Raw genomic sequence first — 13694 nt, forward strand, 5'->3', positions numbered from 1 at the left:
AGCAGTCCATGGGACGTTATGTGATCCGGCGGCTGCTCCAGATGATCCCGGTGTTCATCGGCAGCACGTTCCTGATCTTCTTCATGGTGTACGCCCTCGGCGACCCGGTCGCGGCCCTCTTCGGCGACAAGGCGCCCGACCCCGCCACCGCCGCGCGCATCCGCAAGGACCTCTACCTCGACCGGCCCCTGTGGGAGCAGTACCTCCACTACATGGGCCAGATCTTCAAGGGCGACTTCGGCACGGCCTTCAACGGCCAGCCGGTCACCGAGCTGATGGCCTCGGCCTTCCCCGTCACCCTGCGCCTGACCATGGTCGCGATCTTCTTCGAGATCGTCATCGGCATCACCCTCGGCGTCATCAGCGGGCTGCGCCGGGGCAAGTCCGTCGACACGAGCGTGCTGGTGCTCACCCTCGTCGTCATCTCCGTACCGACGTTCGTGACGGGCTATGTGCTCCAGTACCTCTTCGGCGTCAAATGGGGCTGGGTACGGCCCACCGTCTCCCCGGACGCCCCCTTCAACGAGCTGATCCTGCCCGGCATCGTCCTCGCACTGGTCTCCCTCGCGTACGTCACCCGGCTCTCGCGCACCTCCATCGCCGAGAACGTCAAGGCCGACTACGTGCGCACCGCCACCGCCAAGGGCCTGCCGCGCCGCCGGGTCGTCACCCGCCACCTGCTGCGCAACTCGCTCATCCCCGTCGTGACCTTCATCGGCACCGACATCGGCGCCCTGATGGGCGGCGCCATCGTCACCGAGCGGATCTTCAACATCCACGGCGTCGGCTACCAGCTCTACCAGGGCATCCTGCGCAACAACTCCCCGACGGTGGTCGGCTTCGTGACCATCCTCGTCATCGTCTTCCTGCTGGCGAACCTGCTCGTCGACCTGCTCTACGCGGTCCTGGACCCGAGGATCCGTTATGCCTGAGCGCAGCGAGCCCGTCTACGACCCATTGGAACCAGGAGAGGGGGAGGCCATCGCACCCACCGGCCAGGGCGGACCCATGGATCTCGCGCTCGACGAGGCCGAGAGCCTGGAGCGGCCCCTCGGCGACGCCCCCACCGGGCGCGGCCCGCAGGAGAAGGCCCGCTCCCTGTGGTCCGACGCCTGGCACCAGCTGCGCCGCAACCCCGTCTTCATCATCTCCTCGCTGATGATCCTCTTCCTCCTGATCATCGCGATCTGGCCGCAGCTGATCGCGAGCGGCGACCCGCTCCAGTGCGACCTGTCCAAGTCCCAGCAGGGCTCCGCCCCCGGCCACCCCTTCGGCTACGACACCCAGGGCTGCGACGTCTACACCCGTACCGTCTACGGAGCCCGCGCCTCCATCACCGTCGGCGTCTGCGCCACCCTCGGCGCCGCCCTGCTCGGCTCGGTCCTCGGCGGGCTCGCCGGGTTCTTCGGCGGCTGGGGCGACGCGTTGCTCTCCCGGGTCGCGGACATCTTCTTCGGCATCCCCGTCGTCCTCGGCGGCCTGGTCTTCCTGTCCGTGGTCACCAGCACGACCGTCTGGCCGGTCGTCGGCTTCATCGTGCTCCTCGGCTGGCCGCAGATCGCCCGCATCGGCCGCGGCTCCGTCATCACCGCCAAACAGAACGACTACGTCCAGGCCGCCCGGGCCCTCGGCGCCGGCAACGGCCGGATGCTGCTGCGGCACGTGGCACCCAATGCCATCGCCCCCGTCATCGTCGTCGCCACCATCGCCCTGGGCACGTACATCGCCCTGGAGGCCACCCTGTCCTTCCTCGGCGTCGGCCTGCGCCCGCCCACCGTCTCCTGGGGCATCGACATCTCCAACGCGGCCCCGCAGATCCGCAACGCCCCCCACATGCTGCTCTGGCCGGCGGGCGCGCTGAGCCTGACCGTGCTCGCGTTCATCATGCTCGGCGACGCGGTCCGCGACGCCCTCGACCCCAAGCTGCGCTGAGGAGTGGGCACCATGCTGCTCGAAGTCCGCGACCTCCACGTGGAGTTCCGTACGCGGGACGGAGTCGCCAAGGCCGTCAACGGCGTCAACTACTCGGTGGAAGAGGGCGAGACGCTCGCCGTGCTCGGCGAGTCGGGCTCGGGCAAGTCGGTGACCGCACAGGCCGTGATGGGCATCCTGGACGTGCCGCCGGGCCGGATCGCGGGCGGCGAGATCCTGTTCAAGGGCAAGGACCTGCTGAAGATGAAGGAGGAGGAACGGCGGAAGATCCGCGGCGCCGACATGGCGATGATCTTCCAGGACGCCCTGTCCTCCCTGAACCCGGTCCTCAGCGTGGGCGCCCAGCTCGGCGAGATGTACGAGGTCCACCGCGGGATGTCCCGCAAGGACGCCAGGGCCAGGGCCGTCGAGCTGATGGACCGGGTGAAGATCCCGGCGGCGAAGCAGCGGGTGGGGGACTACCCGCACCAGTTCTCGGGCGGCATGCGCCAGCGCATCATGATCGCGATGGCGCTGGCCCTGGAACCCTCCCTGATCATCGCGGACGAGCCGACGACGGCGCTGGACGTCACCGTCCAGGCCCAGGTGATGGACCTGCTCGCCGAGCTCCAGCGCGAACTCAACATGGGGCTGATCCTCATCACCCACGACCTCGGCGTGGTCGCGGACGTCGCCGACAAGATCGCCGTCATGTACGCGGGCCGGATCGTGGAGGCGGCCCCCGTCCACGCGATCTACGCGGCGCCCGCGCACCCCTACACGAGGGGCCTGCTCGACTCCATCCCGCGCCTGGACCAGAAGGGCCAGGAGCTGTACGCGATCAAGGGCCTGCCGCCGAACCTGCTGGCCATCCCGCCGGGCTGTGCCTTCAACCCGCGCTGCCCGATGGCGCAGGCCGTCTGCCGCACCGACGTCCCTCCGCTCGCGGACGTGGCGCCGGACCGCACGAGCGCGTGCTTCTTCTGGAAGGAGTGCCTCGGTGGCTGAGACCATCCTGGAGGTGAGGGACCTCGTCAAGCACTACCCGCTGACCCAGGGCGTCCTGTTCAAGAGGCAGGTCGGCGCGGTCAAGGCGGTCGACGGGGTCTCCTTCGACCTCGCCCGGGGCGAAACGCTCGGCATCGTCGGCGAGTCCGGCTGCGGGAAGTCCACGGTCGCCAAGATGCTGGTCAACCTGGAGCGCCCGACCGCCGGAGCGATCTCGTACAAGGGCGAGGACATCACCAAGCTTTCGGGCCGCGCCCTCAAGGCCGTCCGGCGCAACATCCAGATGGTGTTCCAGGACCCGTACACCTCGCTCAATCCGCGCATGACGGTCGGCGACATCATCGGGGAGCCGTACGACATCCACCCCGAGGTGGCCCCGAAGGGCGACCGGCGCCGCAGGGTGCAGGAGCTCCTCGACGTGGTCGGACTCAACCCCGAGTACATCAACCGCTACCCGCACCAGTTCTCCGGCGGCCAGCGCCAGCGCATCGGCATCGCCCGCGGCCTCGCCCTGCGGCCGGAGATCATCGTGGCGGACGAGCCGGTCTCGGCGCTCGACGTCTCGGTCCAGGCCCAGGTGATCAACCTCCTGGAGCGCCTGCAGAACGAGTTCGACCTGTCGTACGTGTTCATCGCGCACGACCTCTCGATCGTGCGGCACATCTCCGACCGCGTCGGCGTGATGTACCTCGGCCGGGTGGTGGAGATCGGCACCGACACCCAGATCTACGACCACCCCACCCACCCCTACACCCAGGCCCTGCTGTCGGCCGTGCCCGTCCCGGACCCACAGGCCCGCGCCCATCGCGAGCGGATCATCCTGACCGGCGACGTGCCCTCCCCGGCCAACCCGCCGTCCGGCTGCCCCTTCCGCACCCGCTGCTGGAAGGCGCAGCCGCGGTGCACGGACGAGGTCCCGCTGCTGGCCGTCCCGGAAGCCTTCCGCTCCGGCGCGACGACGCACCCCGCGGCCCATCCCTCGGCCTGCCACTTCGCGGCGGAGAAGCAGGTCGTACCGGCGCCCGGCGACCTCCCGCCGGCGCCGTCCCCGCCGGTCCCCCCGGCGAAGGAATGACCGGCGCGGCCGAGGGGTGAAATCCGGCCACCCCGCGCGGATCCGCTCCGTTAGGGTCACCTTCCCGCCAACGCGGTTTACGTGCAGGCAACTTGACCGTTTCTGTCCTGAGATCTGGGCCGTGCAGCCTGGGTCCCGTGCGGCCGTGCGGGTGCCGACAGCCGGCCCGGGAGGCGCACAGCCTCCCGGCCGGCCTCCCCCGTGACCCTGCGCATGCGCGGCATGCGCCCCTCGTGCTGCCGGAATTCGATCGATGCGCTGGTACGGATAGTTATGATCCGTAGCGCACGGTGGGTATGACTCCGCCGAGCACTGAGTACGAGTACGCGTACCGATGTCCGCTCGACGTGGAGGTGAAACGCCGTGGCACTCTCGATCTCGGCCGTGGTGCTGCTGGCGATCGTCGTCTTCCTGCTGGTCCGCCGGTCGGGCCTGAAGGCGGGACACGCCGCTGTCTGTGTGCTCCTCGGTTTCTATCTGGCGAGTTCGACCATCGCCCCGACCCTCAGCCAGCTGACCACCAACGTGGCCAGCATGATCAGTGGCCTCAAGCTGTAGGCAGCACGCCGCTCGCCGCGCTGCTTGATCGTAGGCTTGGCCCCATGAACGGTCTTCCCGCCCGTCGTCTGCTCCTCGTGCACGCGCACCCGGACGACGAGTCGATCAACAACGGCGTCACCATGGCCAAGTACGCGGCCGAGGGTGCCCACGTCACGCTGGTGACCTGCACCCTCGGTGAGGAGGGCGAGGTCATCCCGCCCGGGCTCGCCCACCTGGCACCCGACCGCGACGACACCCTCGGCGCCCACCGCGTCGGGGAGCTGTCCGCCGCCATGGCCGAACTCGGCGTCACCGACCACCGGTTCCTCGGCGGCACGGGCCGCTTCAGGGACTCCGGCATGATGGGCGCCGAGCAGAACCGCCGGCCCGGGTCCTTCTGGTCCACCGACGTGGACGAGGCCGCGGCCCACCTGGTCGAGGTCATCCGCGAGGTGCGCCCGCAGGTGCTCGTCACCTACGACCCGGACGGCGGCTACGGACACCCCGACCACATCCAGGCCCACCGGGTCGCCACGCGCGCCGCGGAGCTGGCAGCGGAGCCCACGTACCGCCGGGACTTCGGAGACCCGTGGCGGATCGCGAAGGTCTACTGGAACCGGGTCCCGCGCTCGGTGGTCGAGGAGGGCTTCGCCCGGCTGGAGGAGGCCGGTTCCAAGGCACCCTTCCCCGGGCTGGCTTCGCCGGAGGACGTGCCCGGGGTCGTCGCCGACGACCGGATCACCGCCGAGATCGCGGCCGACGAGACGTTCGTGGCGGCCAAGGCGGCCGCGATGCGCGCCCACGCCACCCAGATCGCCGTGGACGGGTCCTTCTTCGCGCTCTCCAACGACCTCGCACAGCCGCTGTTCGCGCGCGAGTACTACGAACTGGTAGTGGGCCGGCCGGGGGCCCCGACGGGCGAGCGCGAGCACGACCTGTTCGCGGGGGTGCAGGCGTGAGCGCAACCCTGAACCCCGCCCGGATCGCCGTCCTGCTCGGCCTGTTGGTAGTGGGCGCGCTGACCGGCGCGGCCGGCTGGCTCGTCGTGGACCTGTGGTTCCCCGCCGGGCTGCTGCTGGGACTGCTGGCGCTCTTCGGGCTGTTCCTCGGCGGCCGGATCGCCGTCGGGAGCGGGCTCGGGGTGGGCGCCGGGGCGATCGGTTGGTTCGTCGCGTACGTGGTGCTCGGCGTTCCGCGCCCCGAGGGGGACTTCCTGCTCGGTTCGTCCGGAATCGGTATGTACGCCTACCTTTTGGGCGGGACGGTGCTGGCTGTGATGTGCGCCACGCTCCGCGGGCCGTTCGATGGATCGGTTTCGGCCGCGCAGACCGGCAAGTGACGTGCCGTTGAACTCGGTCGGGGTGCGTGTTCACGGGGGTTGGGGCGGGACCTCCGGGTTGCCCGGAAGGGGTGCGGAGGGGCTGAAGGGGAACCCCTGATTCCCCTAGGACAGTTGCGCGAGGGCGTCGGCCAGTATGGTGGTCGGGCCGCCGAGCTGCCCGCGCACGGCACGCGGGCGGCGGAGCCAACCAGGAGAACCTGCCTTGAGTCGTGAAACCGACAGTTCGTCCTCCGGGCCCCAAGGGCGCGGTGGAGCCGCTTACCCCTCGGGTATGCCGCCGTATGGAACCGGCCAGCACCCGTCCTTGCCTGTGCCGCCTGGGCCTGGCGCGGCGACTGCCTCGGAGGAGAACCCTGTGACCTCGAACCCGTCCACGCCCGACACCGACGGGCCGAAGACCGAGACCACCCTGACGACCCGGATCCGGATCAACATCCCGGGTTCGCGGCCGATCCCGCCGGTGGTCGTACGCAAGCCGGTCGCGGCCGCCGCCGTCGACGCGGAGCCCGAGGCGGCGGCCGCCGTCGAGCAGCCCGTGACGGAGCCCGCGCCCGCCGCCGAGCCGGAGGAGCCGACCAGCAACTGGTTCGCCCCCCGCAAGTCGACTGCTCCGGGCCCCGCCCCGGCGCCCGCACCGGCCGCGGCGCTGCCGACCCGTACCCCGGCCGCGGGCTCCGCGCCCGCGCTGCCGACCCGTACGCCGGCCGGCTCCGCACCGGCGCTGCCCACCCGTACCCCGGCCCCGCCGGGCCCGGGCGCCGGGTTCGCCCCGGGCGTCCCGGGTCCCCGTGCGGGCGCCCCCGCGGGCCCCGGCTACGACACGCCCGCCCACGGCTTCGCCCCGGCGCCCGCTCCGGCCGGCCCCGGCTACGGCGCGGGCGGCCCCGGCCCGGGCCCCGACGCCCCCCTGGCCGCCCGGCGGCCCGGCGGCCCCGGCGTCGGCACGACCCCGGTCATGCCCGGCTACGAGGACGGCGGACCCACCACCGAGGCGTTCCCCGCGTACGGCGGCCCCGTGGGCCCCGGCGGCTCCGGCGCGCCGGCGGGCCCCACTGGCGGCCCCGCTCTCGGCAGCGTCCCCGTCGGCGCCGAGGAGCCCCGCTGGCCCGGCCCCGATCTGGACGACCCGTTCCCGGCTCCCGCGCCGACCCCGGTCCCCGCCCCGGCACCGGCCGCCCCCGCGCGTCCGAAGCCGGCCTCCGCAGCGCCGGCCAAGAGCAAGAAGGGCCGCTCCAAGCTGGTCCTCATCGGCGGCGGCCTCTTCGCCCTGTTCGGCGTGGCCTACGGCGCCGGGCTGCTCCTCAACCATTCCGACGTCCCCAAGGGCACGACCGTCCTCGGCGTCGACATCAGCGGCAGCCGCGACGAGGCCGTCGGCAAGCTCCAGACGGCCTTCGGCAACCGGGCGGCGTCCCCGCTCACGCTCACCGTCGGCGGCAAGCAGGTCGAGCTCAAGCCCGAGAAGGCCGGCCTGAGCCTGGACGCCCAGACCACCGTCCGCAACGCGGCGGGCAGCGACTACAACCCCGTCACGGTCATCGGCTCGCTCCTCGGCAACGAGCGCGTCGCCGACCCCGTCCTGCCCGTCGATGACGAGAAGCTCCAGGTCGCGCTCCAGGAGCTGGCCGGAACCGCCGGCACCGTCACCGAGGGCACCATCACGTTCGACACCGGCAAGGCCGTCGCCGTCCCCGGCAAGCCCGGCACCACCTTGGACCCGGGCGCCTCGGCGACCCTGGTCACCAAGGCGTTCCGCGAGATGGTCGCCACCGGCAAGGCCGCCCCGGTCGAACTCCCCGTCACCGCCAAGAACCCGGTCGTCGACCAGGCCGAACTGAACCGGGCGATGAAGGAGTTCGCCGAGCCCGCCATGTCCGGGAACGCCACCGTCAAGGCGGGCGGCAAGTCCCTCGCCTTCGGCGCCAAGTCCCTGCCCAAGATCCTCAGCATGCAGCCGGTGGACGGGCACCTCGTCGAGAAGTACGACCTGGAAGCGCTCAAGGCCACGTACGGGAACGCCTTCGACGGTGTCCTGATCATGCGCGGTACCGGCGAGAAGACCGCCGTCACCCCGCAGGACGTCGTCGGCGCCCTCCGCAAGGCCCTGCGCGGCAAGACCGCGGCCGAACGGACCGCCACCATCGACACCAACGCCGGCTAGCAGCAGCCGGCCCGAGCCCCCGTCCGACCCCGGGCGGGGGCTCCGTCGTACCCGCCGTCGTACCCGCCGCCGTACCGGTCGCCGGGAACGTCGCCGTATCCGCCGCGGGCCCGTCATGCCGGGCGCATGACATCTGTCATCCACCAGTCACGACCGCAGACACTGCCGCCGCCGCCCCCGTACGGGGGAACCTTCGGTCATGACGACGACGACCCCGGCGCACACCACCGCCGCACAGGACACCGGACCCGGCGCCGGCCCCGTGGTGGCCTTCCAGAACGTGACCAAGAGCTACGGCGCGGTCCGCGCGGTCGAGGGCCTCTCCCTCGAACTCCACCCCGGCGAGACCGTCGCACTGCTCGGTCCCAACGGCGCCGGCAAGTCCTCCACCCTCGACCTGCTGCTGGGCCTGCGCCCCGCCGACTCCGGCACCGTCCAGGTCTTCGGCAGCACCCCGCGCGAGGCCATAGCGGCCGGCCGGGTCGGCGCCATGCTCCAGAGCGGCGGCCTGATGGAGGACGTCACCGTACGGGAGATCGTCAGCCTCGGCTGCGCCCTGCACCCGCGCCGCTACCCGGTCGACGAGGTGCTCAGTCGCGCCGGGATCAGCGAGATCGCCGACCGCATGGTCAACAAGCTCTCCGGCGGCCAGGAGCAGCGCGTCCGCTTCGCCCTCGCCACCGCAGGACACAACGACCTGATCGTCCTCGACGAGCCGACCACCGGCATGGACGTCACCTCCCGCCAGGCCTTCTGGGCCACCATGCGGGAGCAGGCCGCCCAGGGCCGCACGGTCCTCTTCGCCACCCACTACCTGGAAGAGGCCGACGCGATCGCGGACCGCGTCCTGGTCCTGAACAAGGGCCGGCTGCTCGCCGACGGCAGCGCCGCCGAGATCAAGGCCAAGGCCGGGGCCCGCCGGATCGTCTTCGACCTCGCCGCGGACGCTCCGGTGGACGAGGTGGCGCTGCGCGCGCTCCCGCACCTGACGACCTACGAGCGCCACGGCGACACCGTCAAGCTCCAGTCGCGCGATGCCGACGCCACCGTCCACGCCCTGTACGCGCTGGGGCTCTACCCCCGGAACCTGGAAGTCGCCGGGCTGGGCCTGGAACAGGCCTTCATCGCCCTCACCGAGGCCGAGGAGGCCCCCGCATGCTGACCACCGGAACGATCAGGCTCATCAAGCTTGAGATCAGCCGCGCGCTGCGCAACAAGAAGTACCTGTTCTTCACCGTGCTCTACCCGGCCGCGCTGTTCCTGATGCTCGGCGGCACGCTGGACGGCACCACGAAGGTCATGGGCACCGAACTGACCATGCCCGCCTTCTACATGGTCTCCATGGCCTCCTTCGGCGCGCTGACCGCCGTCCTGATGGGCAACAGCGAGCGCATCGCCAAGGAGCGCGAGAAGGGCTGGGTCCGGCAGCTGCGGCTGACCGCCCTGCCCGGCCGCGGGTACGTCCTCGGCAAGACCGCGAGTGCCGGCGTGCTCTCGCTGCCCGCCATCCTCGTCGTGTTCGCCGTCGCCGCGGGCGTCAAGGGCGTACGGTTCGAAGCCTGGCAGTGGCTCGCCCTGACCGGTTCCATCTGGGCCGGCAGCCTGGTCTTCGCCGCCCTCGGCGTGGCGATCGGCTACCTCGCGAGCGGCGACACCGTCCGCCCGATCACGATGCTGTTCTACTTCGGCCTGTCGATCCTCGGCGGCCTGTGGATGCCGACCGCCAACTTCCCGCAGTGGCTGCAGGACATCTGCGCGTGGCTGCCGACCCGGGCGTACACGAGCCTCGGCCAGGCCATCGAGCTCGGTGGTGCGCCGCACCTCAAGGACGTGGCGATCCTGGCCGCGTACTTCGTACTGTTCACCGGTGCCGCCGCCTGGCTGTACCGCAAGGACTCGCTGAAGGCGTGACGGGTGTGACGAGGGTGATGGGTGCGACGAGCACGATGGGTGCGACGGGTGTGACCGGGCCGATGACCGAGACCGGCACGACGGTGATCAAGGGTGGGCCCATGATCGGGCTCCGCCCCGAGAACCGCCGGCAGAAGATCGTGAAGTCGCTGTGGATCGGCCTCTGGCTGTTCTACCTCAGCGCCCCCGTCACCGACCTGGTCCGCGGCGGCCACGGCCTCGGGGCCCGGCTGCTCGGCGCCCTGGGCCTCGTGACCTTCATAGCCTGGTACCTGTTCCTGGTCTTCCGCACCGCCCGCCAGACCGAGGTGCGGCGGGTGCTGCTCTCGGTCGCCGTGCTCTCCGCACAGGCCACGCTCCTGTCGCTGAGCCTGGGCCGCGAATGGCTCGTCCTCTTCGTGTACGTGTCGATCTCCTCCGGCGCCGCCCTGCCGGCGGAGATCTCCCGCTTCACGGTGCCCGGCGCCACCGCCCTGCTCGCGGTCACGGCGCTCGCGGTACCGGGCGGTGACGAATACCTCGCCGGACTGCTGATCCCGGCCCTGATGGGCGGGTTCGCGATGGTCGGCATCCGCGCCATGATCCGGACGACGGTGGAACTGCGCGAGGCGCGCGCCACCGTGGCACAACTCGCCGCGAACGAGGAGCGCCTGCGGATGGCCCGGGACCTGCACGACCTCCTCGGCCACTCGCTGTCCCTGATCACGCTCAAGAGCGAGCTGGCCGGGCGGATGCTGCCCGGCAGCCCCGAGCAGGCCGCCCAGCAGGTCGCCGACATCGAACGGGTCAGCCGGCAGGCGCTGGTCGACGTACGGGAGGCCGTGAGCGGCTACCGGCGGCCGACCCTGCCCGGTGAACTGGCCGGCGCCCGGACCGCGCTGACCGCGGCGGGCGTACGGGCCGACCTCCCGGCGGAGGCGGTGGAGGACCTCCCCGAGGACGTGGAGTCGGCCCTGGCCTGGTCGCTCCGCGAAGCGGTGACGAACGTGGTCCGGCACAGCGGGGCACGGCAGTGCACGGTCCGGCTGGAGGTCCTCCAGACCCTGGCGGGACGGGTGGTGGAACTGTCGGTCGCGGACGACGGCGGGGGCGGGCTCGCGGTGGCCGGCAACGGCCTGACGGGGCTGACGGAACGCCTGGAGGCGGTGGGCGGCACCCTGTCGGCCGGAGCCACCGGAAAGAAGGGCTTCCGTCTGCTGGCCCGCATCCCCCTAGGATCGGGATCATGAGCGCACTTCCCATCCGGATCCTCCTGGCGGAGGACCAGTCCATGGTCCGGGAAGCCCTCGCGGCCCTCCTCGGACTGGAGCCGGACATCGAGGTGCTGGCCCAGGTCGCCCGCGGCGACGAGGTGGTGCCGGCTGCGCGGGCGCACGACGTGAACGTCGCACTGCTCGACATCGAGATGCCGGGCATGACGGGCATCGAGGCGGCGGCAGCCCTGCGGGACGCCGTCCCCGACCTCAAGATCGTCGTCCTGACGACCTTCGGCCGCCCCGGCTACCTGCGCGGCGCGATGGAGGCGGGGGCCTCGGCGTTCCTGGTCAAGGACGCCCCGGCGGCGCAGCTGGCGGAAGCGGTGCGCAAGGTCCTGACCGGGGAGCGCGTCATCGACCCCACCCTGGCGGCGGCGGCCCTGGCGGACGGCGCGAACCCGCTGACCGATCGGGAACGGGAGGTCCTGCGGGCGGCCGAGGACGGCGCGACGAACGCCGAACTGGCGGCCCTGCTGCACCTGTCCCAGGGCACGGTCCGCAATTACCTCTCGACGGCGATCCAAAAACTGGCGTCGCGCAACCGCGCCGAAGCGATCCGCGTGGCCCGGGAAAAGGGCTGGCTCTGACCCTGGTCCCCGCCCCGGCGTCCCCGCCGCGGCGGGGTCAGTTCAGGAGGGCCCGGGCGGCCGTGGCTTCCGTGCGGACCCGGGCCGCCGCGCCCGGGTCGATCGCGTCGACGACCACCGCGTAGGACTCCAGTTCCGTCGCGCCGGAGGCGAACTCCCCCCGCTCGACCAGGACCTTCGCCCGCTCGTACCGCAGCGACGCCGGATGCGACGGCAGCAGCAGCGACAGGTCCAGCGCCCACAGGGCCACCCCCGACTGCTCGGGACGGGTCGAGGCCCACGCCCTGATGTTGTTCAGGATCCGCAGCACGATGTCCCGCGTCCGGGCCGGCGTGCGCGGCTCGGAGGCCCGTTCCGCCGGCCCCGCGCCCAGCGAGGCGCCCCCGGCGAACGGGTCCACCACCAGCCCCTCCTCCGGATCGCCGAAGCCCACCACGAAGTGCCCCGGCAGACCCAGCCCGTACACCGGCGCGCCCGCGCGCCGCGCGACCTCCAGCCAGACGACGGACAGGAGGATCGGCAGGCCCCGGCGCCGCCGCAACACCTCGTGCAGCAGCGAGGACGACAGCCGGTCGTAGTCCGCGGGCGTGCCGTGGAAGCCCATCCGACCACCCAGCAGTTCCGTCACCGCCGAGGCCCACGCCTTCCCGCTGCGCAGTCCGTACGGCAGCATCCCCGCCAGCCGGTCCAGCTCGATCTGCGCCCGGTCCATGGCCCGTTCGTCCAGTTCCGGGTCCGCCTCCGCGGCGAGCAGCAGGCACATCAGCGCCAGGTCGGGTCGCTCCGAGCGGGCTTCCTCCGCGAACCGCGCGCGGGATTCCGCGCTCATCGGGCAGCCCGGAAGCGGAAGTGGTGGTACGCGTGGTGCGTCGCGAAGCCCAGGCCGTCGTACAGCGCCCGCGCCCCCGCGTTGTCCGCTTCCACCTGGAGCCAGGCCGCCGACGCGCCCTCTTCCAGCGCCTGCCGGGCCAGTACGGCCATCACGGCCGTGCCCAGGCCCGCGCGCCGGTGCTCCGGGTCGACCTCGACCGCGGCGAAGCCGGCCCAGCGACCGTCCACGACCAGCCGCCCGATCGCCCGTCCGGGCACTGTCGCGAACCACACGGACGGCCCTGCGACCAGGACCCGCCGGGCCACCTCCGGGTCCTTGACCCGCCCGTACATCCCGAGCCACTCCTCGTCCGGGGCACGGTTCAGCCGTACGCCGGAGGCGCTCGCCCCGGTGTCCACGTCCGCGATCGGCGCCAGCGCCGCGATCCGGACCTGCGCCGACACCTCGTTCACCCAGCCCCGGCGCTCCAGCTCGACGCCCAGCAGCTCCTGGGTGCCGGCCGCCCCCGTCGCCGTCTGCACGTACGCCGGAAGCTCACGTTCTGCGTACCAGGAGGTCACCCGGGCGAGTGCTTCGTCCAGCGGAACACCCGGGTCGCCGAGCGGCAGCACGGAATTGGCCCGCCGGGTGAATCCGGCGGCCGCCCGCAGCGTCCACCCGCCCAGCGGCTCGCTCTCCAGCGGCTGCCAGGCGCGCGCCCCGATCCGCGCCAGCTCCTCGAAAGAGGCCGCGGGACCCCGCCGCCGGGCCGGCGCCGGGGGCACGACCTTGCCCGCCACCAGCATCGATTCCGCGATGTGGACGGACTCACCGCTCTTTCGTGTGATCGTCAGCACACCTTGGTCCCAGGATGTGAGAACCCCTACCGTGTCAGTGAACGACGGCGCTTCGTCCGCCCCGCTCTCCACCCGTCGTACAGAGACTCGTTTACCCACGTCAGCCGGGGTAATACGGATCTCCAGCAGCCCACCGGCAGTGATTTCCACAGCTCTGTCCGCCCCTCCTGTTCGGATCGTGCCCGGGAACGGAGATACTAGGCGTGGGCATCGACGACGCCGCGCTCCCGCGCGA

At 72.0% G+C, this 13694-nt stretch carries 14 protein-coding genes; 12 read left to right on the forward strand and 2 right to left on the reverse strand.

The features are described from left to right. Positions 1 to 8 precede the first annotated feature (8 nt). The 12 genes from OG974_RS26810 (at position 9) to OG974_RS26865 (ending at position 11791) form a co-directional block, all read left to right on the forward strand. The gene (locus OG974_RS26810; protein ID WP_327285242.1) at positions 9 to 932 is read left to right on the forward strand and encodes an ABC transporter permease; all 924 of its coding nucleotides are present in this window, start codon (positions 9 to 11) and stop codon (positions 930 to 932) included. Then, positions 925 to 1932: an ABC transporter permease gene (locus OG974_RS26815; protein ID WP_327285243.1), complete on the forward strand. Its 1008-nt coding sequence runs from the start codon at positions 925 to 927 to the stop codon at positions 1930 to 1932. Before OG974_RS26810 ends, OG974_RS26815 begins: the two co-directional genes overlap by 8 nt. 12 nt (positions 1933 to 1944) lie before the next feature. After that, positions 1945 to 2919: an ABC transporter ATP-binding protein gene (locus OG974_RS26820; RefSeq protein WP_327285244.1), complete on the forward strand. Its 975-nt coding sequence runs from the start codon at positions 1945 to 1947 to the stop codon at positions 2917 to 2919. After that, positions 2912 to 3994: a dipeptide ABC transporter ATP-binding protein gene (locus OG974_RS26825; RefSeq protein WP_327285245.1), complete on the forward strand. Its 1083-nt coding sequence runs from the start codon at positions 2912 to 2914 to the stop codon at positions 3992 to 3994. The genes OG974_RS26820 and OG974_RS26825 overlap by 8 nt, the downstream gene beginning before the upstream one ends. A gap of 363 nt (positions 3995 to 4357) precedes the next feature. Continuing rightward, positions 4358 to 4552 (forward strand): hypothetical protein, encoded by a 195-nt coding sequence (locus OG974_RS26830; RefSeq protein ID WP_030153401.1) that lies wholly within the window; start codon positions 4358 to 4360, stop codon positions 4550 to 4552. A 44-nt stretch (positions 4553 to 4596) separates the two neighbouring features. Beyond that, positions 4597 to 5493, forward strand: coding sequence for an N-acetyl-1-D-myo-inositol-2-amino-2-deoxy-alpha-D-glucopyranoside deacetylase (gene mshB, locus OG974_RS26835; RefSeq protein WP_327285246.1), 897 nt, complete (start codon positions 4597 to 4599; stop codon positions 5491 to 5493). Then, complete coding sequence (locus OG974_RS26840) at positions 5490 to 5873, forward strand: DUF6113 family protein (protein WP_327285247.1); 384 nt, start codon at positions 5490 to 5492, stop codon at positions 5871 to 5873. The genes mshB and OG974_RS26840 overlap by 4 nt, the downstream gene beginning before the upstream one ends. Positions 5874 to 6231: 358 nt before the next feature. Further along, complete coding sequence (locus OG974_RS26845; RefSeq protein ID WP_327285248.1) at positions 6232 to 8037, forward strand: hypothetical protein; 1806 nt, start codon at positions 6232 to 6234, stop codon at positions 8035 to 8037. 199 nt (positions 8038 to 8236) lie between these two features. Then, positions 8237 to 9199, forward strand: a complete 963-nt coding sequence (locus OG974_RS26850; protein WP_327285249.1) for an ABC transporter ATP-binding protein — start codon at positions 8237 to 8239, stop codon at positions 9197 to 9199. After that, the gene (locus OG974_RS26855) at positions 9193 to 9948 is read left to right on the forward strand and encodes an ABC transporter permease (RefSeq protein ID WP_328763557.1); all 756 of its coding nucleotides are present in this window, start codon (positions 9193 to 9195) and stop codon (positions 9946 to 9948) included. Before OG974_RS26850 ends, OG974_RS26855 begins: the two co-directional genes overlap by 7 nt. Before the next feature lie 62 nt (positions 9949 to 10010). Then, complete coding sequence (locus OG974_RS26860) at positions 10011 to 11177, forward strand: sensor histidine kinase (protein WP_371646919.1); 1167 nt, start codon at positions 10011 to 10013, stop codon at positions 11175 to 11177. Continuing rightward, complete coding sequence (locus OG974_RS26865) at positions 11174 to 11791, forward strand: response regulator transcription factor (RefSeq protein WP_327285251.1); 618 nt, start codon at positions 11174 to 11176, stop codon at positions 11789 to 11791. Before OG974_RS26860 ends, OG974_RS26865 begins: the two co-directional genes overlap by 4 nt. 37 nt (positions 11792 to 11828) lie before the next feature. Here the strand turns inward: OG974_RS26865 and OG974_RS26870 are convergent, their stop codons facing one another. Both OG974_RS26870 and OG974_RS26875 read right to left on the reverse strand, forming a co-directional pair. Next, complete coding sequence (locus tag OG974_RS26870; protein WP_327285252.1) at positions 11829 to 12620, reverse strand: transglutaminase-like domain-containing protein; 792 nt, start codon at positions 12618 to 12620, stop codon at positions 11829 to 11831. Then, positions 12617 to 13609, reverse strand: coding sequence for a GNAT family N-acetyltransferase (locus OG974_RS26875; protein ID WP_327285253.1), 993 nt, complete (start codon positions 13607 to 13609; stop codon positions 12617 to 12619). Before OG974_RS26875 ends, OG974_RS26870 begins: the two co-directional genes overlap by 4 nt. Between the last annotated feature and the right edge of the window lie 85 nt (positions 13610 to 13694).

The sequence above is a fragment of the Streptomyces sp. NBC_00597 genome (genome assembly GCF_041431095.1).
Classification (GTDB): domain Bacteria; phylum Actinomycetota; class Actinomycetes; order Streptomycetales; family Streptomycetaceae; genus Streptomyces.

Coding starts and splice junctions, on each gene's coding strand:
- OG974_RS26810 (WP_327285242.1), top strand. CDS start 9: ATGGGACGTTATGTGATCCGGCGGCTGCTCCAGATGATCCCGGTGTTC.
- OG974_RS26815 (WP_327285243.1), top strand. CDS start 925: ATGCCTGAGCGCAGCGAGCCCGTCTACGACCCATTGGAACCAGGAGAG.
- OG974_RS26820 (WP_327285244.1), top strand. CDS start 1,945: ATGCTGCTCGAAGTCCGCGACCTCCACGTGGAGTTCCGTACGCGGGAC.
- mshB (WP_327285246.1), top strand. CDS start 4,597: ATGAACGGTCTTCCCGCCCGTCGTCTGCTCCTCGTGCACGCGCACCCG.
- OG974_RS26850 (WP_327285249.1), top strand. CDS start 8,237: ATGACGACGACGACCCCGGCGCACACCACCGCCGCACAGGACACCGGA.
- OG974_RS26855 (WP_328763557.1), top strand. CDS start 9,193: ATGCTGACCACCGGAACGATCAGGCTCATCAAGCTTGAGATCAGCCGC.
- OG974_RS26860 (WP_371646919.1), top strand. CDS start 10,011: ATGACCGAGACCGGCACGACGGTGATCAAGGGTGGGCCCATGATCGGG.
- OG974_RS26865 (WP_327285251.1), top strand. CDS start 11,174: ATGAGCGCACTTCCCATCCGGATCCTCCTGGCGGAGGACCAGTCCATG.
- OG974_RS26870 (WP_327285252.1), bottom strand. CDS start 12,620: ATGAGCGCGGAATCCCGCGCGCGGTTCGCGGAGGAAGCCCGCTCGGAG.